Origin of the sequence: Enteractinococcus fodinae, from assembly GCF_031458395.1 — a bacterium.
Lineage (GTDB): Bacteria > Actinomycetota > Actinomycetes > Actinomycetales > Micrococcaceae > Yaniella > Yaniella fodinae.
In genome coordinates this window covers 2,228,039-2,247,515 of sequence record NZ_JAVDYJ010000001.1, presented here as the reverse complement: position 1 = coordinate 2,247,515, position 19,477 = coordinate 2,228,039, and the positions used below count along the sequence as shown (strand labels likewise).

At 58.7% G+C, this 19,477-nt stretch carries 17 protein-coding genes and 1 riboswitch; of the genes, 6 read left to right on the top strand and 11 right to left on the bottom strand.

Features of this window, described 5'->3' with window-relative positions; genetic code table 11:
* Positions 1 to 170: 170 nt before the first annotated feature.
* A riboswitch (SAM riboswitch) is annotated at positions 171 to 259 on the top strand.
* Positions 253 to 1,659, top strand: a complete 1,407-nt coding sequence (locus tag J2S62_RS10455; protein WP_310174445.1) for an LLM class flavin-dependent oxidoreductase — start codon at positions 253 to 255, stop codon at positions 1,657 to 1,659. Its footprint overlaps the riboswitch before it by 7 nt.
* Positions 1,660 to 1,731: 72 nt before the next feature.
* On the opposite strand, the gene J2S62_RS10450 is transcribed toward J2S62_RS10455, so the two are convergent.
* Both J2S62_RS10450 and J2S62_RS10445 read right to left on the bottom strand, forming a co-directional pair.
* Complete coding sequence (locus tag J2S62_RS10450; protein ID WP_310174443.1) at positions 1,732 to 2,832, bottom strand: SDR family oxidoreductase; 1,101 nt, start codon at positions 2,830 to 2,832, stop codon at positions 1,732 to 1,734.
* Positions 2,833 to 2,915: 83 nt separating this feature from the next.
* Positions 2,916 to 3,857 carry an aldo/keto reductase gene (locus J2S62_RS10445; RefSeq protein ID WP_310174441.1) on the bottom strand — a complete coding sequence of 314 codons (942 nt, stop codon included), beginning with the start codon at positions 3,855 to 3,857 and terminating at the stop codon, positions 2,916 to 2,918.
* Between the two features lie 103 nt (positions 3,858 to 3,960).
* Between J2S62_RS10445 and J2S62_RS10440 the strand changes: the two genes are divergently transcribed.
* Entirely contained in the window at positions 3,961 to 4,458 is a 498-nt protein-coding gene (locus J2S62_RS10440; RefSeq protein ID WP_310174439.1) for a MarR family winged helix-turn-helix transcriptional regulator, read from the top strand.
* A gap of 12 nt (positions 4,459 to 4,470) precedes the next feature.
* On the opposite strand, the gene J2S62_RS10435 is transcribed toward J2S62_RS10440, so the two are convergent.
* Both J2S62_RS10435 and J2S62_RS10430 read right to left on the bottom strand, forming a co-directional pair.
* Positions 4,471 to 5,487 carry an MsnO8 family LLM class oxidoreductase gene (locus J2S62_RS10435; protein WP_310174437.1) on the bottom strand — a complete coding sequence of 339 codons (1,017 nt, stop codon included), beginning with the start codon at positions 5,485 to 5,487 and terminating at the stop codon, positions 4,471 to 4,473.
* Positions 5,488 to 5,541: 54 nt separating this feature from the next.
* Complete coding sequence (locus J2S62_RS10430; RefSeq protein ID WP_310174435.1) at positions 5,542 to 7,083, bottom strand: thiamine pyrophosphate-binding protein; 1,542 nt, start codon at positions 7,081 to 7,083, stop codon at positions 5,542 to 5,544.
* A gap of 102 nt (positions 7,084 to 7,185) precedes the next feature.
* On the opposite strand from J2S62_RS10430, the gene J2S62_RS10425 reads away from it, so the two are divergent.
* From J2S62_RS10425 to J2S62_RS10410, 4 genes are all read left to right on the top strand, one after another.
* On the top strand, positions 7,186 to 7,638 hold the full coding sequence (locus J2S62_RS10425) for a CoA-binding protein (RefSeq protein WP_310174433.1): 453 nt from the start codon (positions 7,186 to 7,188) through the stop codon (positions 7,636 to 7,638).
* 21 nt (positions 7,639 to 7,659) lie between these two features.
* Positions 7,660 to 7,872 carry an FAD-dependent oxidoreductase gene (locus tag J2S62_RS10420; protein WP_310174431.1) on the top strand — a complete coding sequence of 71 codons (213 nt, stop codon included), beginning with the start codon at positions 7,660 to 7,662 and terminating at the stop codon, positions 7,870 to 7,872.
* A gap of 13 nt (positions 7,873 to 7,885) precedes the next feature.
* Complete coding sequence (locus J2S62_RS10415) at positions 7,886 to 8,365, top strand: hypothetical protein (protein ID WP_310174429.1); 480 nt, start codon at positions 7,886 to 7,888, stop codon at positions 8,363 to 8,365.
* 529 nt (positions 8,366 to 8,894) lie between these two features.
* Positions 8,895 to 9,584, top strand: a complete 690-nt coding sequence (locus tag J2S62_RS10410) for a hypothetical protein (protein ID WP_310174428.1) — start codon at positions 8,895 to 8,897, stop codon at positions 9,582 to 9,584.
* 26 nt (positions 9,585 to 9,610) lie between these two features.
* Here the strand turns inward: J2S62_RS10410 and J2S62_RS10405 are convergent, their stop codons facing one another.
* The 7 genes from J2S62_RS10405 to recR all read right to left on the bottom strand — a co-directional run bounded on the left by J2S62_RS10405 (position 9,611) and on the right by recR (position 19,442).
* The gene (locus J2S62_RS10405) at positions 9,611 to 12,244 is read right to left on the bottom strand and encodes an HAD-IC family P-type ATPase (RefSeq protein ID WP_310174427.1); all 2,634 of its coding nucleotides are present in this window, start codon (positions 12,242 to 12,244) and stop codon (positions 9,611 to 9,613) included.
* A 140-nt stretch (positions 12,245 to 12,384) separates the two neighbouring features.
* Positions 12,385 to 14,685, bottom strand: a complete 2,301-nt coding sequence (gene purL, locus J2S62_RS10400) for a phosphoribosylformylglycinamidine synthase subunit PurL (protein ID WP_310174424.1) — start codon at positions 14,683 to 14,685, stop codon at positions 12,385 to 12,387.
* Complete coding sequence (locus tag J2S62_RS10395) at positions 14,678 to 15,409, bottom strand: phosphoribosylformylglycinamidine synthase subunit PurQ (protein WP_310174422.1); 732 nt, start codon at positions 15,407 to 15,409, stop codon at positions 14,678 to 14,680. Before J2S62_RS10395 ends, purL begins: the two co-directional genes overlap by 8 nt.
* Positions 15,406 to 15,654 (bottom strand): phosphoribosylformylglycinamidine synthase subunit PurS, encoded by a 249-nt coding sequence (gene purS / locus J2S62_RS10390; RefSeq protein WP_310174420.1) that lies wholly within the window; start codon positions 15,652 to 15,654, stop codon positions 15,406 to 15,408. The genes J2S62_RS10395 and purS overlap by 4 nt, the downstream gene beginning before the upstream one ends.
* A gap of 144 nt (positions 15,655 to 15,798) precedes the next feature.
* Complete coding sequence (locus J2S62_RS10385; protein ID WP_310174419.1) at positions 15,799 to 17,325, bottom strand: hypothetical protein; 1,527 nt, start codon at positions 17,323 to 17,325, stop codon at positions 15,799 to 15,801.
* Between the two features lie 173 nt (positions 17,326 to 17,498).
* Positions 17,499 to 18,785, bottom strand: coding sequence for an aspartate kinase (locus J2S62_RS10380; RefSeq protein WP_310174417.1), 1,287 nt, complete (start codon positions 18,783 to 18,785; stop codon positions 17,499 to 17,501).
* Between the two features lie 51 nt (positions 18,786 to 18,836).
* Entirely contained in the window at positions 18,837 to 19,442 is a 606-nt protein-coding gene (gene recR / locus J2S62_RS10375; RefSeq protein ID WP_310174415.1) for a recombination mediator RecR, read from the bottom strand.
* Positions 19,443 to 19,477: the final 35 nt, after the last annotated feature.

Here is a 19,477-nt window from a genome sequence, read left to right as displayed (position 1 = left end):
GGGACAGCCCTGCTCCACTATCCCGAAGGCAGGGAATGAACTCCGTGAGTGTTTTCTGCCGACGTTACTGATAGCTGACTAGGGTGTACGATTCGGGGAGCGAACACAAGGCAACAATATGACGATTCGACTGGCAATCTTGGGGACAAATGTGTTTGAATCGGTAGCTGTAACCATCCAGAGCGGCTAAGAGATCTGGCTCGACGACGCCGCAGCAACCACCCGTGTGGGAAGGTGCTACCGCCAGAACCGATGGAAGGAGCATTCATCGTGGCATCACAACGTCAAATCCTCTTCAACGCTTTCGACATGAACTGTGTCGGACACCAATCACCAGGCCTATGGCGCCACCCGCAAGACCAGTCCCGAGACTACAATAAGCTGTCCTACTGGACCGATCTGGCCCAGACGCTAGAAAAAGGGCTGTTCGATGGGCTCTTCATCGCCGATGTTCTTGGGCCCTACGATATTTACGGTGGCAACTCCAATGCTGCACTGACCTCGGGTGCGCAGGTGCCCGTCAACGACCCCTTCCTGCTGGTCTCTGCCATGGCTGCCGTGACCAAGCACCTCGGTTTCGGGGTTACAGCCGGCACCGCCTATGAGCACCCTTTCCCATTCGCTCGTCGCCTGGCCACCCTGGATCACCTCACCAACGGCCGCGTGGGCTGGAACGTTGTGACCGGTTACCTCCCATCGGCGGCCCGCAACATGGGTAACGACGATCAGATGGAACACGATCGTCGCTATGACCACGCGGATGAATACCTCGAAGTCATCTACAAACTCCTCGAAGGGTCATGGGAAGACGATGCGGTGCAATTCGACCGCGAATCAGGCGTCTTCACCGACTTCACCAAAGTTCACAACATTGCTCACGAAGGCGAATTCTTCCGGGTACCAGGTGCAGCGGTGACCGAACCGTCGCCACAGCGCACCCCGGTCATCTATCAGGCCGGCGCCTCGACCCGTGGGCGTGTTTTTAGTGCCAAACATGCCGAAGCCACCTTTATGAACTCACCGACCCCAGAATTGCTGGGCGAGTCAATCGCCAAAACCCGTGCGGCACTGGTCGAAGCCGGCCGCGACCCGTATGACATGAGAGTCTTTGGGATGCAGACCGTTGTCACCGGTGCAACGGATGCCGAAGCACAGGAGAAGTACCGGGATCTTGCCCAGTATGCCGATGTTGAAGGCGCGCTGTCGCTGATGTCAGGTTGGATGGGCACCGACTTTTCCAAATATGATTTGGATGCTCCCATCGGCCACATCGAATCCAATGCAATCCAATCGGCTGCCGAAACCTTCCGCAGGGCTTCCGGCGACGGCGAAGAATGGACCGTTCGTAAACTCGCCGAATGGGTTGGTGTCGGTGGTTTCGGACCGGTCCTGATCGGATCCGGCGCCACGGTTGCAGAAGAGCTTATCAGGATCCAGGACGAAACCGACGTCGATGGTTTCAACCTGGCCTACCACATCACCCCGGGAACCTTCGAAGACATCGTTGAATACGTTGTCCCAGAACTCCAGGAACGCGGCCGCTACAAGACCGAATACTCCGAGGGCACCCTGCGCCATAAACTCTTCGGCCAGGGCGACCACCTCCCCGAGACCCACGTTGGTGCCAGCTATAAGCTCGGGGCCAGCTCACTGGTCTAACACCCGTTCAGGGACTAGAATGCGAAAACGCCCACAACCAGCATGCTGGTTGTGGGCGTTTTGTCGCGCGCACTACCGCAATGGCGGCAGAACTTTTTGTTCCACCAGCTGATCAAAGAGTTCCAATAAACGCGTTTCAGTATCGAGAGCATCGGCGAAACCCGCCTGACGGATCTTCACGGTCGAGGTGATGTTGTCAGCTTCGTGCTGGAATAAGAAATCTCCAACACCCCACCCGACTAACTCGTGATACGGGGTGGGTTGCAGGTCGTGGCGGTGCACCAGTCTGTCCCAGATTTCGGCCAATGCCGGCATGGTTTCGGTTAACGACATCTGTTGGGGTGGGGCGTAGGCCATGCCGAAATGCTCGGCGAACCGCGGCCAGAGTTGTGACCAGCGGAACTGATCGCCATTGGTGACGTTAAAGACCTGGCCGGCAGCCGTTTTTGTCCCACCCGCCCACACGGTGGCTCGGGCTAACAGTTGGGCATCGGTGGTTTGGTAGAGCACGTCGTAGGCTGTCCGGGTGCCTGGGAAGCGCAAGGGTAACCCAAGCTCTTTACTGATGGCCGCATAGACCCCGATGACTAACAACAGGTTCATGGGGTTGCCGGTCGCGTACCCGGTCACGCCCTCGGGACGCAGCACCGTGAAATCGAAACCCCGTTCTTGTGCGCGTTGGCGCAGGAGGTCTTCTTGCGTGTAGTAGAAATGCGGCCCGATGAGTCGCGGGTCTGATTCTTTGGCAGGGGTATTGAAAAACCCGAGGTGGTGCCCGTAGGCTTTTCCGCCCTGATAGATCGTCACGTGTTTCAGGTTCGCTCCGGCCTGCCGGAGCACCTCTAAGGTATTTTCTAACAACGCATCGTTGATTTCGATGAGTTCCGCATCGGTGTCACGTTCAATGTATGCGCCGAAAACCAAGTGGGTCACCTCGGCTAGCCCTTCGACTTGGGCCAGTTCACTAACAGCCTGTTCATCGAGTAAGTCAGCGCGGTGGTGGACCCATGGGACCTCGGGGAGCGCTCGACGGCTCACCCCGTGGACCGTCCACCCAAGCTGGTGGTACAACTCGGCAGCGTAACTGCCCAACAGACCACCGTCCCCGGCGACGAAGACCGTTCCTGGGTGGGCTGGCAAGTCAGTCAAATTTAATCCGACCGTGGATGTCATCAAAGAATTCCTTCTGTATAACGAGGGCGGCTACCCTGCGGCAGCCGCCCTCGCACTATGCGTCGTGAGTCGAGAATCGAAGCTTAGGCGAACGGCTGGGAGGCCGTATCGAGCTGGTGAACTTCCTCGTCGGTGAGTTTCAGATCTGCGATGGCCATCAGAGCTGGCAGCTGGTCCGGGGCAGAAGCCGAAGCAACCGGAGCGGTCACGCCCTTGGCCAGAAGCCACGCCAGGGAGACTGTAGCTGGCTCGACCCCACGAGCCTCAGCGATCTCCACGATGGCGTCCACAACGTGCAGGGCGTCATCGGTAATGAGATCCTCGGCGAAACCTTGGCGAGCTTTGCCTTCGATGTCGGCTTTCGAGCGGTACTTGCCGGTCAGCACGCCCGAAGCCAGTGCGAAGTACGGGAAGACGGCGGCTTCGAATTCTTGGGCGATTGGACCATACCCTTGTTCATAGTCTTTACGATGCAACAGGTTGTATTGTGGCTGAATCGCAACCGGTAAGGTCAGGCCCTCGGCTTTTGCGGTTTCGAACCATTCGCGCATACGTTCCGGCGCGTAGTTCGACAGGGCTAGGTGCTTGACTTTGCCGGACTCCACGAGACTGTGAGCGTGACGCACTTGGTCCACAATGGCAACATTTTCGTCATCATAATGGGCGTAGTACAAGTCGACGTGATCGGTCTGAAGACGCTTCAGGGATTCCGTCAAGGCAGCTTCGACGTTTTCTACGCTCAGTCCTGGACGCGTTGGGAGTCCGCCGACCTTGGTGGCAATGATGACTTTGTCGCGGTTGCCGCGAGCGGTCAGCCATTGGCCGATAATCGTCTCCGACTCGCCACCTTCATGGCCCTCGGCCCATACGGAGTATAGATCTGCGGTGTCGATGAAGTTCCCGCCGGCCTCCACAAAGGCATCCAAGACGGCAAAGGATGCATCGCGATCCGATGTCCAGCCAAAAGTGTTACCGCCAAGGTTGAGCGGGAAGATATCGAGACCGGTACGGGGAATGCGGGTCATATGAGCTCCTTGGAAACATCTGGTGCAAGCCGGAATGATGACTTGTCATGGAAACTAACCTAGCTGCAGTCAGTTGCCATAGCAAGTCATGTAAGCTGAGGGTATGACTGACGCATCTGAAATTCGCTGGCTCAATGAGGAACAAGACTTTACGTGGCGAGCAGTGTGGTCGCTGATGACGTGGTTGCCCACCAAGCTCGACCAGCAATTGCGTGAGGACTCGGGGCTGAGTCTGTATGAGTATTACGCGCTGTCGCAAATCTCAGAAGCGCCGAATCGGTCGATTCGCCTCAGTGAGTTGGCCGGGATTGCGAACATGACGCTCTCGCATTTGTCGCGCGTCATCTCCCGGATGATGAAGGCAGGCTGGGTCGAGCGCATTGTGGATCCTGAAGACGGTCGGTATACCCTCGGGGTGCTGACCGACGCTGGCTGGGACAAGGTCGAAGAAATCGCCCCGGGTCACGTCGAAGCGGTCCAGCAGGCCATTTTTGACCAGCTCACGGAAGAGCAAGCCCGGGCGCTGGGGGAGACAGCAGCCCGTGTTGCCGAAGCCGTCTCGCCGCACGGCGAAGTCACTGGCCCACCAAAAGGTCGATAAAAGCCTCCGGATTTAGCGGGCGAGCCAGGCTTCTATCAGTAACTGATCAGAGGTCAGCTGCGCCGCTGGATCCCAGATATTACCGGTCACCATGATCTCGTCGGCTTGGGTGTAGGCCACCACCGCTTCGAGCTGTTCCATGACCTCATCTGGTGTGCCATAAATCGTGGACTCTAATGCTCTATCGAGTCGCCGCTGCTGTTGAGCGGACAGGGCTGAAAGATCAATCGTGGCGGGGTCTTCTAAGGGGCCGAACACCCCGGTAGTTCTGGATTGAGTCAGCGCCCAGGCTTCGGATAAGACGAGCTGCTGGGCTGCGGAGGTGGAATCCGCCGTGGCGACATTGACCGACGCGATGACGTGTGGCCGTTGATTGCGCGACGTCGCCGCCACGAATTGTTCACGGTACTGTGCTGCAACGGGGGAGCGCTCTCCAGGGGATGTTAGCCCGCGAGTCACTGATGGGCCGCCAAGGACCAGCCCCATACCCCGGGTTGCGGCAAATTCAGTTGAGCCGCCACTAGTGAGCACATGCAGTTCCGTGCGGGATTCGTCCTGGGGATATGCGGTAATGGCGGCAGTGCCATCGAGGTAGTCAAGGACCTCATCGACATCGTCAAAGAAGTGCTCTTTGGCGTTGGTATTGTGACGCAGGGCCTCGCGAACGGGCTTGGTAAAGCCCACGGACGCCCCCAGACCGGCGTCGATGCGAGTGCCATACAGTGCTTGCAAAGTACCAATCTGTTCAGCGATCACCAGCGGCTGGTGACTGGGGACCATAATGCCGCCGGTACCTAGCCGAATAGTCGACGTCGCTGAGGCAAGGTGAGCTAAGAAGAGCGTTGGTGTTGACCCGACGATGCCGGGGACCGCGTGGTGTTCAGCCACCCAAAATCGCTGGTACCCCAGGGTTTCGGCTGCTTGAGCTCGCGTGGTGACCTCTTGCAGGATAACCGAGGCGTCGACGGGACGGCCATCAACCAGGCGGGTGTTGGCGCGGTCAAGGATCGACAGTGGAACAGCACTCATACACCCAGCTCACCACATGGAACCGATTAGCGCGAATAGGTACGCGACCAGAGGTTAATGTTGCTGCACCGCTAAGACGACCACGCCAGATTCAAATAATCCCTCATGCAACTGATCGAGACTGGTGATCTCATGGACAGGCAGGCCATAGTACCGGGCCATTTCGACCACCGGTGCTTCTTGCTGGAAGACCACCAGTGCGCCGCGTTGCAAGTTCGACACCGCAGTTCGAAAATCAGCCAACGAATCCATCAGTCCGGACTCGTGTGTGACCACCGTGATCATGCGGTCCTCGCGGGCGATGGAAGCACCCATCCCGGCGACCACCGCACCACTTGGGAAAAACACGTACCCTTCGTGGTCGAGGACCCGTAAATAATTGGTTGCGTATCCGGCCTGTGCCGATTGATCCACGACGACCGTCCGCTGCCTAGGCAAGACCTCTTCGAGTCGAGCCAAAAAGGCGCGCGGATCGACGGTATCTTCGCGCAACTGGTGCTCGGGGATTGGCCGAGAGTTCCAGTACTTGGTCTCTAAACGTTTGCGGGTTTGCTCGGTGCGGTAACCGACCTTCGGTTCGCTCAAGAGTTTGCTGACCTCAAGGTCAAGCACGGTTGCCACCGCTTGTGCGTCAGCGATTAATGACTGCGAGACCGGAAGAAAACGGCCCACGGCCCAAGGCGACGTATCGACCTGAATAAGTACCGCGTTGGGGTCGATGAGTTTGCCTTCGCGGGTAGTCCAGTCATCCAGCGCACAGCCAAAGGAGACAATGACGTCGGCGCCTCGAGCTAATTCAGCGGTTGAAGGGGTAGCGATTTTGCCCATGAGCCCGATATTGTAGGGCTGATCTTCGAACAGCCCGTGCGCTCCGGCAGAGGTAGCCAGCAGTGCCCCAGTGGTGTTGGCCAATTCGACCATAGCTGACTTGGCGTGACGGGCACCTCGGCCAGCAATAATCAGCGGCCAGCGCGCCTGCGCTAAGGATTTTGCGGCCCGCACGACCTGCGAGGTTTGCGGGACTGCTCCGGTGCGGGGTGCGGCAAATTCTGGTTCCGCTTCGTCGGTGATCTCGGTGTTTAGGTTTTCGGGGTCCACCAGCAATACCGAAGGTAGCTGTTTATTGAGCCCCTCAATGACATCAACCATGGCTTGGGAAATGTTTTCTGCGTCGCCGGCCGGTACGGCGACTGCACCGACGCCGGTCAACAGTCCCGCCCAGTTAGCGTGCACCCCGTTGAACTTCTCATCGGGCTCCACCACAATCACCACCATCGACAGCTTGTCCCGCGCTGCTTGACCGATGGTCTCTAGAGTGGACAGGAAGTCCTGGGAAGCATCTAGCACGACGGCGGCGGGAGGGCCGCCGGCTTGACGGTATCCGGCAGCTGCCATGACCGCCCCATCAGCGGTCCCCGTGTTGACGACCTTGTAGTGGATCTCGGTCACTCCATCAATCGTGGCGATATTGCCCTCTGCGTCACCAAAAGCATCGGTGAGCTGTGAGTTCCACAGTTGTTTGGGAATGAACACAGTTTCCACGCCGGTAGCCGCACAGAGCTGGGCTAACCGCGTTGAATACACCACTTGGGCCACGATACCTCCTGAAGATTTACCAACTCTAAGGATACGGTTTGAAACAACGAAGGTAAATCACCACGCTAGACGTGACGTGTGTCACATCTCTATAGTGGTGCCATGACTCAACTTTCGAACAGCCCTCAGGCGGCTAATGCTCCCGGACTCGTTGATACTCTCCTCACGGACGCGGGCGCGACCTGGGCCGTTGTGGGCCTCACCGACACTCCGGGTCGTGTCGCGAAATCCATCGCAGCCTTTCTACAATCCGAACTGGGCATGGACGTGATCCCGGTCAACCGACGCCGCGAGCCCGTGAATGGTCAGCGAGCGTACGGCCGCCTCGCAGAAATACCGCACCCGATCGATGTCGTGCATGTTTTTGTGAATGGTGACGCTGCCGTTGGGGTGGTCGACGAAGCGATCCGCAAGGGCGTGAAAAATCTCTGGTTCCAAATCGGCGTTGATAGTCCGGCGGCGGTCGATAAGGCACTGGCTGCCGGCCTCAACGTGGTGACTGATACGTGTCCATCAATTGAGGGTCGCATGCGATCACTCGGTTGGCGCATGTGAGGCCAATAGACAGACGGATCATTGATTGAAACCGTCATCGTCATTGGCGGTGGCATCGTCGGCTATGCCACCGCGCTGCATCTCGAATTGGCCGACCCAGAACTGGATGTGCTGATATTTGAGCGCGACCTGACCTACGCGACTGCCGCCACGGGGAAAGGCACCGGGGGATTCTTCAGCTATTCACCCGACCGGAAAATATTGCGCTGCCGTAGTACACGCTGTAAATTTTGAAAACCTGGGACGAGTGGTGGCTGTAGACGGCCAACCCGCATCAGAGGCACTGGCAGCCCAACGGGTATCTGTTCATCGCCGGCATGAGTGCTATGCGATTGCCGAGCGCAGCCTGAACTATCTGCCGTTCATCAAAGATGTTGCCGGGCTGGCTATCGATGCCCACGCCGGTGGCGTCTCAGCCGGACTGGTCGACTTCAATCATCCCGGTGGCGAGGACGTCATCATCGGTCCGCACTACTATCCCGAAGTCGTTCAGCCTGCGCTAGAACACCGGTTGCCTGCCGCAGGACGCCTTGTCGAACAGCGTACTTGGGGTTGTATGATCAGAACCGCTTCGACGGTCACGCCATCATTGGCAGCGCACCCGGGCAGTTCGAAAACTTTTATTTCGCCGCCGGTTTCTTGGGTTACGGATTCATGCACGCGCTCGGTGTCGGGCGTGGCCTGGCCGAACATATTCTCACCGGCGAGTATCGGTCGATCGACTTGAAGAATCTGGGTTACCAGCGAATCGTCGCCGAGCAACCATATCCAGAAGTGGGGATCCGGTGAGCTGCGTAGCTTGCCGGTGATGAGACTGAGCAGAGAAGCTCTCCCTGCGATGTCGTAGTAGCCTCCTTGCCCCAAGTCACCCACGGTTTTGCGGAGGACCCCTTCGTCGACGCCCAATGCTGATAAAAATTTGTCCAGCAAAGGGTTGACTGTGATGGGTGTCACACGCATAATGGAGTCACGATGGAAACCATCTGGTAGATGCCGAAGGTCGCGAAGACTTGCGGTGCTACCGAAGACGCAGATGTGTTGTTCCTGTGTGGTTATATGAGGCGGGAAATTCTATCCTGCAGTACCGCTGAGGTTCTGTGGTTGCGGTACCAAGGCCCGGGGGATTCTGACCCCGGGCCTTGCTCCTGCCTCAGACTCTTGCTACCGCTCCGACAGCTCAGCTCTTTCTGTGCAGATCAGCCTGAGATAATGTCACTGTTAACGTTCAGTAGTCAATCGGAGAAGGATAGGCCACCATGACGACACGTCTAGCGAAAGCAACAGTGACCACCTCAATGCTTGCCCTGTTGGCGCTGGCAGGGTGCACCGCGCCAGCCGAAGACTCCGTCGATACCGGTGAAGACGCTGAACAAGACACCATGGCCCCATCCGAGGAGATCGATTCGGATGCCGGTGGGACCGTCGAGCCTGGACTGGCACGTTGTGAGTTCAATCCAGAGCCAAGCGATCAGCAGACAGATGGCCCGGCAGACTATTCCGGTGACACGTTGGATACCGCAGAGCTGCGTGAAACCGAAGACGCGTACGAAGTCACGATGACCGGCGACTTCTTTAATCCAGATACGTTGCTCACGGAGCAGGGAGAAGTCAGCTTCATCATTGAGTTACAAGGCGAAGCAGTCGATGACCTGGCCGAGCTTGATACGACCTATGAAGCCGGAGAGATGATTTTTAGTGGGGTTCGCACGAACGAGGACGAAATCGAACAGGACACCAGCCCCGAACTCCAAGATGGAACGTTCAATGCAACGTATCCAAAAGATGCCGAGACACTGGCTGAAGTGGACCCCGCCACGTGGGTAGTCCGTGTGGAATATGACGAAGGTATTCCCGATGAAGCGAACCCTGATGAATCCACCCGCCCGGTAACGTTCAATTGTGGTGACGGCAGCCCACTCACCTGGGAGCCACTGCAAGCCGAATAACCCGGGGTGCACCTAATGGCGTTGCGTTAGGTCTGCGACCTTGTGCCTTCCAGAGTGTCTGCCACCCGAGCGTCGTGAATGCGATACACGACCTCGATGCCCGCGGCACCCAACGCTGCTATCCCAACCGCGGCGACGACAATGGGCGTGGGCGGCAAAATGAACTCGTGATACCACTGCGAAATCGGGGTGACCACCACGAGCACGAACACGATGTGCAACAGCACCAGCAAGCACAGCTTCTGCCAGTTCAATGGGCGCGACACCACGTTGAGCAACCACAACCCAGTCAGAGTCAGGGTAATGAAGGTGGCCGTTTGGAGTTGCTCCATCACCAACGGTGCGCCGGGATCGTCACCAGCCCAAGGCAAGACGCCACTCATGTCGCCGGCCCACACACGGGCATACCAATTGATACCCCACAAAGTTGCGGCCAGCACGATGCCCGACGGGATGGCGAACTTCAGAGCACGGGACAAAAACCCCGGGACGTAACGCCGAGCATTGGGCATGAGCGCCAAGATAAATGACGCCAACCCGATAAAGAGGAAATCAGCGGTCGACATCTGGCGCGGCAGAGCAGGGTATTGCCAGGCCAACAACGAGAAGAACAAGACGAACACGAAAGCGTAGGTCGTCTTGGCCAAGAACAGGTGCGCCAGACGCTCCATATTGGCAATAACCTTGCGCCCCTCGGCCAGTACATGCGGCAGACGAGAGAATTTGGAATCGAGCAACACCATACGCGAGACGGCTTTGGTCGCTGCTGCTGCATCTCCCATCGCGATCCCCAGGTCGGCGGTTTTCACGGCCAGGGCATCATTGACCCCATCTCCGGTCATTGCCACCACACGATCGCGATGCTGTAAGGCCTTGACCATCAGCTCCTTCTGGTCGGGTGAGACTCGACCAAAAACCGAGTACTGTGTCATCACCTCGGCCATCTCCTCGAGGGTGTCCGGCAAGTTTCGTGCGTCATAGCCGGGGCCGGTGTGGTCCCACCCAATTTGGCGAGCCACCGCGGCAACCGTGTGTGGGGAATCGCCAGAGATGACTTTCAGTTCCACACCCTGGGCCTGGAAGAATTCCAGCGTTTCTCGCGCGTCATCCCGGACTTTTTCATCGAAGGTCAACACCGCGGCAGGGGAGAGGTCATCCGGGAGCTCGGTAAAGTCCCCAAACCATGGATGGTCCTCAAAAGCTGTGGAAGACGGCGTGGTTGAATGCGCCAACATCATGGTGCGTTTCCCGGTGGCTGCTAGCTTCCGGGTGCGCTCGTGGAACGCGTGTTTCGTGGAGGCATCAACTTGCAGCGCATCGATGAGCGCGTCGGGGGCGCCAAGGACCCAGGCTCCAGCAGCAGCATCGGTATCGCCGGGGTATCCGAAGGCAAATGCTGACCAACGTCGCTCCGAAGCAAACGCGATAGCATCGGTCTGCGGTAGCTCCGGGGTCTGGGGGAACGGTTCACGCAGGGCGGCAGCGGTGATATTGGCATTGGGGTCAGCCCCGATGTGGCCCAACACGAGTCGCCAGCCACGATCCGTCTCTGCCAGCTGGGTGGCCGACGAAAATTGCATGCTGCCTTCGGTCAGGGTACCGGTCTTATCCAGACACACGGTATCGACGCGGGCCAGGATTTCTACGGCGGGCTGTTCCTGGATCAGCACCTTTTTACTGGTCAAATTCAGGGCAGCCACCGCAAATGAAATGGTCGTCATCAAGGCAAGGCCTTGCGGGATCATCGTGGTGATCCCGGCGATGGTAGCAACCAGCGCCGAATCAAGGCTGCCATCGGCCACCACCTGCTGCCAACCACCTAGGGCCTTGATCTGGCCCCAGGAGACCACAGCGATCAACGGGATCAGCGCGATGGTGATCCAGCCGGCGACCTTATCTAGGGCGGTGCGGAGTTCGGAGTGGGCTTTGGTGAATTGTCGGGCGCGGGTGGTCAGTTGTGCCGCATGAGAGTCTTGGCCGACACCGGTGATCCGAAAATAGGCATTGCCTGCAACGACCGAAGTGCCCGATAAAACGGTCGCCCCCGCGGGTTTATAGACGGCGTCGGCTTCTCCGGTGATCAGCGATTCATCGACATCCAGACTTTCAGACGCCAGCACGAGCCCGTCGGCGGGGACTTGATCTCCGGCCCGCAAAAAGACGACATCATCGAGCACGGCCTCAGCGATGTTGATTTCGACGTTTTCCCCATTGCGTCGGACGACGATGCCGTCCTGATGCAATAGCGCAATGCGATCGAGTTTGAGCTTGGCTGAATACTCTTGCACGACCCCGATGATCACGTTGGTCACCGCGGCGATGGCAAAGAGCAGATCCAACCAGCGGCCGAGGGCTACGATGCCGAGCGCACACAGAAAGATCACCAGATTGAATAAGGTGAAGACGTGCGCTCGCAGGATCGCGATCAGTGAGCGCGAGGTGTCATCGGGTTGGATGTTGTTCAGCTGCAGGTCGGTGCGCTGTTTGACCTCTTGGGTCGAGAGGCCGTAGTCCAATAAACGCTGGTCATCGATGACCCCCGGGTCGGTCACGCCGCGGGCTTGCAACAATCCGTGGCGATTTTCGGCCGTGATGTCCACTTGGGAGCTTCCACGGCCAGACGCTGCCGCACTGTCGTGCAGCGGGGTGGACTCGGACACTGCCTACCTCATCAATACGTTTTCAACTAGGACTATTCTAACGAGATGCAAGTACACCAGAGCCATTCCCGTGCTGGATTATTGCTGTACAGCACAACTGGTGGGATGCCTGCAGCATCCCACCAGTTCAGTGTTGGTTCTTAGTGTCCGAAACGGCGTGGCAGAGCCGTGGCCCAGCCTTCGCGTAGTTCATCAATGCTCGCGGTGAAGAGGTCCTGGATTTCCAGGGCCGCCGAGTTAGCGTCGACAACACCGATGCGCAACGATGGGTAGCCGCGGGATTCGGTGATTCCGCGGAAGCGGACTTCTTCGGATAGCGGGACGGCCACCAGTGCGCGGCCCTGCGATTCCGAAAACAGCGCGGTGAACGCGTCGATGCCGTCGCGTTCGGTGACGTAGTTGAGGTTAATACGCATACCGACCCCGGCGGTGAGTACCATGTCGGCTAGGGCACCGGCCAGGCCACCATCGGAAAGATCGTGGGCTGCATCAAGCATGTGAGTGCGTGAAGCGTTGGACAATAGACCCGCCAGTTGCCGCTCTTTGGCGAGGTCAACCCTTGGCGGCACGCCACCTAAGTGACCGCGCAGGTGGGCAAACTGTGAGCCGTCCAGTTCATCGAAAGTCTCGCCCAGCAGGTAGATCGCTGATCCGTCGAAGGCTGGGTGCAGCCACGAGGGGACCGCGGTGGCGACATCGTCGTAGCGGCCCAGCGTGACGATCATCGGGGTTGGGTGAATCGGGGTATCAACCGTCTGGTTGTACAGCGAGACGTTGCCGCCGGTGACCGGGACGCCCAGCTCCATGCACGCATCGGCAATCCCGCGGGTAGATTCAGCGAACTGCCACATCACGCCGGGGTCTTCGGGGGAGCCGAAGTTCAACCCGTCGGAGATACCCATTGGGGTGGCTCCCGAGGTGGCCACGTTGCGGTAGGACTCGGCCACGGCCAGCTGCGAACCCTGATAGGGGTCCAAGTAGACATAGCGGGAGTTGCAGTCGATGGCTAACCCAAAGCCCATCCCGGTTTCTTCATCGACCCGGACCACGCCTGCGTCGTTTGGCGCGGCCTGGCGGGTGTTGCCACCCACCGAGGTGTCAGTCTGGGAAGTGATCCAGGAGCGATCGGCCATATTGGCTGAGCTCATCAGTTCGATGACGGCAGCCTTGAGGTCTTCGCCGGTCTGGGGTAGGTCAGCTGCAGCAGTTGAGGCGCGGAACGTATCGGCTTGTACGGTGTCTTGCCAGTCTGGGCGCGCATATGGTCGGTCGTACACCGGTCCGCCGTCTGCGACGGTCGTGGGGTCCACATCGACAATGCGTTCGCCGTTCCAGTCAATTGTCAACCGGCCGGAGTCGTTGACCTCACCCAGCCAGGAGTACTCCACCCCGTATTTGGCCATGATCTCTTCAAACGCGGCCGCATTGTCCGGGGTGACCACGGCCATCATGCGTTCCTGAGATTCCGACATCAAAATGTCCCCGGCGGTCAGGCCTTCATCGCGCAACAAGACGTGGGTCAGTTCGATGTGCATGCCCCCGTCACCACCGGCGGCGAGCTCACTGGTAGCACAGGCAATCCCGGCGGCACCCAAGTCCTGGATCCCTTCGACCAATGACTTGGCAAACAGTTCCAGGGTGGCTTCGATGATCACGTTTTCTTGCAGCGGGTCGCCGGCTTGGACGACCGGGGTGTTGGCCGCGCCTTCATCATCGAAGGCCGCGGAGCTCATCGCCGCGCCACCGATGCCATCGCCACCGGTACGAGCACCGAAGAGGACGATCCGGTTGCCGGTGCCCGAGGCCTGCGCCAAGCGCAAGTCTTCGTGGCGCAAGACTCCGACAGCTCCGGCGTTGACCAGCGGGTTGCCCTGGAATACCGAGTCAAAGGAGATCTCCCCGGCAATATTGGGCACCCCTAGGATGTTGCCGTAGTGCCCGACACCGGCCACCGCCCCTTTGACGATGCGAGCGGTGTCTTCGTGGTCTTCGTGGCCGACCCGCAGCGAGTCGAGCACCGCGACCGGGCGAGCGCCCATCGAGATGATGTCGCGCACCACGCCACCGATCCCGGTGGCGGCACCCTGGAAGGGTTCCAAGAAGGAGGGTGAGTTGTGGGATTCGACCTTGAAGGTCACGGCCCAACCGTCACCTAGATCCACCACGCCGGCGTTTTCGCCCAGGCCCACCAGCATGTTGCGCTGCATCTCGTCGGTGGTTTTTTCGCCGAACTGGCGCAGGTGAACTTTAGAGGATTTATAGGACGTGTGCTCCGACCACATGGAGGAATACATCGCCAGTTCCGCTTCGGTTGGGCGGCGTCCCAGAATATCGCGGATGCGCTGATATTCCTCAGCGTTCAACCCCAGCGCTGCCCATGACTGCTCCGCCTCGGGGGTCTGGTCGGCGTGGGCGACCGTATCTAGTTGTTCTTTACTCACCGACAACTCCTTCACCGTTGATCGCACCGGCAGCACGCACAACTGAGACAAATAATCCTTGACCATCCACACCCATACCGGGGCCGTCTGGATGGTCTGTTCCGAAGCCTTCTTCGATCGCATACTCTGGGCTTGCCATCAGTCCCAACACCAGGCCGTCAGCCGAGCTAATTCCCGCAATATCGGAACCGGTTGCAGAGTCTTTGGCGCGGATGAGTACATTGCCTCGTTCTTCGAGCGCTTCCAGCTCTTGGGCTGTCGCGGTGTACTGGGCGTAGGCGCCTTTTTGGACGAGGCGAACTTGTTGGCCGAGTTCATAGGCGTTGGTCATGGCCGAGCTGTTATTGGCGATAATGAAGTCCACTTCGGTGTGGTGGTATCGGGGGGTGGCGTTGGCGACAAACGCACCCGGTAGCAGGCCTGCTTCAGTCAGTACTTGGAAGCCATTGCCCAATCCGATAACGGTGATCTCTTCGGCTTCGACGGCTTCCGCCAGGACCCGCATGATCGGCTGCGTCGCCGCCAGGGCGCCGGCCCGGAGATAGTCACCGTAGGAAAATCCGCCCGGCAGAATGACCACAGAGAGGTCGGCCAGGTCCGGGGCGACCGTTGTCTTGGGGTGCAAGGTGACCGGTGTGCCACCGGCCAGCTCGACGGCTCGAATGACCGAGGCCGCATCGGTTGCCGCGTCGAACATTACGACGCCAATGTTGGGTTCGCTCATTTGGCCACCTCGACGTTGGCAATATATTCGGTCGAGGGGTTAGCGAATAATTCTGCTGCCAAGGTTCTGGCACGATCCAAGACGTCGTCGGTGACTTCGCCTTCGACGGTCAGTTCAAAGCGTTTGCCTTGTCGGACGGCGGAAAACTCGCGAAACCCGAGTTCGGGCAGCCGAGCATCGATGGCTTTACCTTGCGGGTCAAGCACTTCTGGTTTCGGCATGACTTCGACGACGATTGTGGGCATGATTGCTCCTGATCTGGGATCTACCAATTGGCATCCTTGATTTTATCGAACATAGTGGTGCAAAAAATGAATAGGTCGAAGCAAGCACTTCGATATCCGGTCGGCGACCTGTGCGGCACGCAGGTGCCCGCCGCGTGAGACAGACTAGTCGAAACCGGCAAGCCAATCGGCAACCCCGGTTGCGTCCAACGAAGCCACCACAGAGGGTAAAAGCTCAGGCTTAGTGGAGCCATCCGGGGCGGGGATGGACGCTAAAATTTTGACGAGTTCGTGCCAGTCGATGTCATTATCTAAAAACCATGGTTTGGCGAAACCAAGATTCGGTGACATGGTGATCCACCCGGGCCCGGCGATGCCCTCTGATTCGTTGATAATAAAGCGGAAGGGCCCGGGGTCTTCTTCGGTGGCCGGCTGGACCAGGATGGGCGCCGGACGACGTAGATGCAGGCTGTACCACAGTTGTGATTCCGGGCGTTTCGCTGCTGCGCGAGTGTCACCGTTGGCTGACTGTAGGTACCGCAGCAACGCTGGATCTTTGTCTTCTAAGATGTTTTCATCGTCGTGGGCGGTGAGGATGACTTTTCGGTCTTCACCGACCGGGTACCCCCACTGGTCGGCTTCAATGATCTCGGTGGTGACATCTTCAGGCGGGGGCAGCATCGGATGCATGTGGAAGGGCTGAATCCCGAACGCCCAGGCACGGTTTTCGGACTCGATAAAGAAGTCACCGCCGGGTACCTCCCACCCGCGTCGGATGAAGAAAAAGTCCTCCAGCGTCGGCGGTTTGGTGAGCGTTGGATCACTGTTGTGCCAGTATTCGGTCCAATCCGTGCTTGAGTTGAGTTCCTCATAGGTGACGGTGGTGTTGGTGTCGGCACCAAAAATTTCCCCGCCAGTGAGCTCGACCGTGTCGGTTGGTTTGGCGGGCTCGTTGGTGAAGACCACGAGTGACCAGTCAAGGATTTCTTCGCGGTAGCCGCTGAAGCCCAGGGCGCCGCTTTCAAAATTGTGAATGCGCTGCATTCGGACCTTTGTAGCCAGATAGGTGCGCGTTGCCTGACCTGCGCTGTGATGCAAGAATTTCGTCGGCAATAGCCAGGCGGAGACCGCACCGTCAGCTAGGAACTGGTGGGTGGCCAACACGAAGTGGTTATACAGGTCCGTGAGGCCGGTCGGGCGGATACCGGTTGCGGCTTCTGCTGCATCGGCGGCGCGTATTTTGAGGTCTGACGACAGCCGGTGATGTTGTGTCACCGGGGGACGAGACAACACCATCGTGGCTTTGGGCGCATCGGATGCACCCAAGCTCAAAAAGTCCAGCTCGTGCACCGTTAACCCGGCAGGCGCCCAGAGGTCATGCGCTAACACGGCAAATTGTTCTTCGCGTTCGACACCGTGGGCTGCAACGATTTCCAGCTCGTCGCCGCGGTTATCTGCTTCGTGGAGCAGGGTGGAAAAGAAGATACCGGTGCCAAGACATGGTTCTAAGAATCGTACTTGGGAGCCGGGATGATATCGCAATGCCAGACCGGTGATATCACTGGCGATCGGAAACGGGGTCGCCCCGTGCGGGCCAGGATGCTGATCCTCGGCGCGAAGTTTTTCGAGGAAGGTTTGGCCTGTTTGGCGAACGGTTTCGGTACCGGTTACATCGAAATCTGAACCCAACATCCTGCCTCCTTCCCGCCACCGACGGCATCAGTGCCGTTAGGAGTCCACACTAATCTGTCAACTCGGCGGGCAAGCAGATGTTTGCGTTTGTGTAGCACAAAACAACGCCACCGCAGAAATCCGAGCGATCTCTGCGGTGGCATGTGGCCGTGGGCCTGACGAAGGGCAGCGGGTTAGCGTCCCGTGCCGCCGTGAACGGTGGCTTCTTCTTCGGCGTCGAGCCCGAAAGCGCTGTGAATCTCTTTGACCGCAGCCTGCAGTTTGTCTTCGGCAGTGACCACCGAGATCCGAATCTCGGACGTGGAGATCAGATCGATGTTGGCTCCGGCGCGGTGCAGGGCATCGAAGAAGGTGGCTGAGACCCCGGGGTTGGAACGCATGCCGGCACCAATGAGGGAGATTTTGCCAATGTTGCGCTGGTGGGCCACGTCTTCAAAGCCGATGCGCTCTTGAGCGGCACGCAGTGCTGCGATGGCTTCTTTCCCCTGGTCCAACGGCACGGTGAAGGAGATGTCGGTGGCACCGGCACCTGCGCGCGATGGATTTTGGACGATCATGTCAATGTTGGTGTGAGCATCGGCGATGACCTTGAAGATCTCGGCGGCTTTGCCTGGAATGTCCGGGACCCCGATGATGGTGACTTTGGCTTCTGAGGTGTCGTGGGCGACACCGGCGACGATGGGCTGTTCCATAGGTTGGCCTTCTGGTAGTTGGATGGTGTCTTGCTCGTCTGGGATCACCCAGGTGCCTTCTTCGTCCGTGAATGAGGACCGGACGTGGAGTTTGACGCCAAATCGACGGGCGTACTCGACCGCACGCAGGTGGAGGATCTTGGAGCCCGAAGCGGCCAGTTCCAGCATCTCTTCGGAAGAAATTTCGTGGATTCGCGATGCGGAGGAGACCAGGCGTGGGTCGGCGGTGTAGATGCCGTCAACGTCGGTGTAAATTTCGCACGCGTCAGCGTTGAGCGCTGCGGCGAGTGCGACGGCGGTGGTATCGGAGCCGCCGCGACCCATTGTGGTGATGTCTTTGGATTCGGGGGACATGCCCTGGAAACCGGCCACGATGGCGATATTGCCGTCGTCGATGGCTTCTTTGATGCGGGTGGGGGAGACCCGGGTGATGCGGGCTTGGCCGTGATAGGTATCGGTCATCATGCCAGCTTGCGAGCCGGTGAAAGACCGGGCTTGGGAACCATTGGCGTTGACGGCCATGGCCAACAGAGCCATCGAGATGCGCTCACCGGAGGAAAGCAGAATGTCCATTTCCCGTTTGGGGGCATCGTCGGTGACTTGCGCGGCCAGATCCAGCAGGTCATCTGTGGTGTCACCCATGGCGGAGACCACGACAACAACTTGGTGGCCGGCCCGTTGGGTGGCGACCACACGGCGGGCGACGCGTTGGATGCCTTCGGCGTCGGCTACTGACGAGCCGCCGTATTTTTGGATGATCAGGCTCATAACTACCTTTGTGGTTAGAAAATGGGACTGCGCTTAAGTGTAACGGCTCTCCTATGGCGTTTCGCCGAGTTTGCGTCGACCTTCGAACGCTCTGCCCAGGGTCACTTCGTCGGCGTATTCCAGATCGCCGCCGACCGGCAGTCCGGAGGCCAGGCGCGACAGCGTCATCCCGACCGGCGCCAACATGCGGGTTAGGTATGTTGCGGTGGCTTCGCCCTCCAGGTTGGGGTTAGTGGCGATGATGACTTCTTTGACCGTGTCATCTTGGAGTCTGGTGAGTAACTCGCGAACCCGAAGTTGTTCGGGCCCGATGCCACCGATGGGATTGATGGCCCCGCCCAGCACATGATAGCGCCCGTTGAAGGTGCGGGTGCGTTCGATGGCCAGAACATCTTGGGATTCTTCGACCACACACAATAGGCCGGTGTCGCGGTTGTCGTCGCGACAGATGGCACACCGGTCGTGTTCGGAGACGTTGAAGCAGATTTCGCACAACCGAATCTTGGACTTCACATCGGTGATTGCCGTGGCCAGCGCGACCATGTCTTCTTCGGAGGCTTCAAGAATATGGAAGGCGATGCGCTGGGCAGACTTGGGGCCGATGCCCGGGAGCCTGCCCAATTCATCAATCAGAGACTGTACTGCACCGTCGTACACGTGTTGGTGCCTTCTTTCGTTGGATTCAGGGGGTC

Bases quoted from the DNA above. Each gene is read 5' to 3' on its own strand.
- J2S62_RS10455 (WP_310174445.1), top strand. From the start codon at position 253: ATGGAAGGAGCATTCATCGTGGCATCACAACGTCAAATCCTCTTCAAC.
- J2S62_RS10450 (WP_310174443.1), bottom strand. From the start codon at position 2,832: ATGACATCCACGGTCGGATTAAATTTGACTGACTTGCCAGCCCACCCA.
- J2S62_RS10445 (WP_310174441.1), bottom strand. From the start codon at position 3,857: ATGACCCGCATTCCCCGTACCGGTCTCGATATCTTCCCGCTCAACCTT.
- J2S62_RS10440 (WP_310174439.1), top strand. From the start codon at position 3,961: ATGACTGACGCATCTGAAATTCGCTGGCTCAATGAGGAACAAGACTTT.
- J2S62_RS10435 (WP_310174437.1), bottom strand. From the start codon at position 5,487: ATGAGTGCTGTTCCACTGTCGATCCTTGACCGCGCCAACACCCGCCTG.
- J2S62_RS10425 (WP_310174433.1), top strand. From the start codon at position 7,186: ATGACTCAACTTTCGAACAGCCCTCAGGCGGCTAATGCTCCCGGACTC.
- J2S62_RS10410 (WP_310174428.1), top strand. From the start codon at position 8,895: ATGACGACACGTCTAGCGAAAGCAACAGTGACCACCTCAATGCTTGCC.
- J2S62_RS10395 (WP_310174422.1), bottom strand. From the start codon at position 15,409: ATGAGCGAACCCAACATTGGCGTCGTAATGTTCGACGCGGCAACCGAT.
- purS (WP_310174420.1), bottom strand. From the start codon at position 15,654: ATGCCCACAATCGTCGTCGAAGTCATGCCGAAACCAGAAGTGCTTGAC.
- J2S62_RS10385 (WP_310174419.1), bottom strand. From the start codon at position 17,325: ATGTTGGGTTCAGATTTCGATGTAACCGGTACCGAAACCGTTCGCCAA.
- J2S62_RS10380 (WP_310174417.1), bottom strand. From the start codon at position 18,785: ATGAGCCTGATCATCCAAAAATACGGCGGCTCGTCAGTAGCCGACGCC.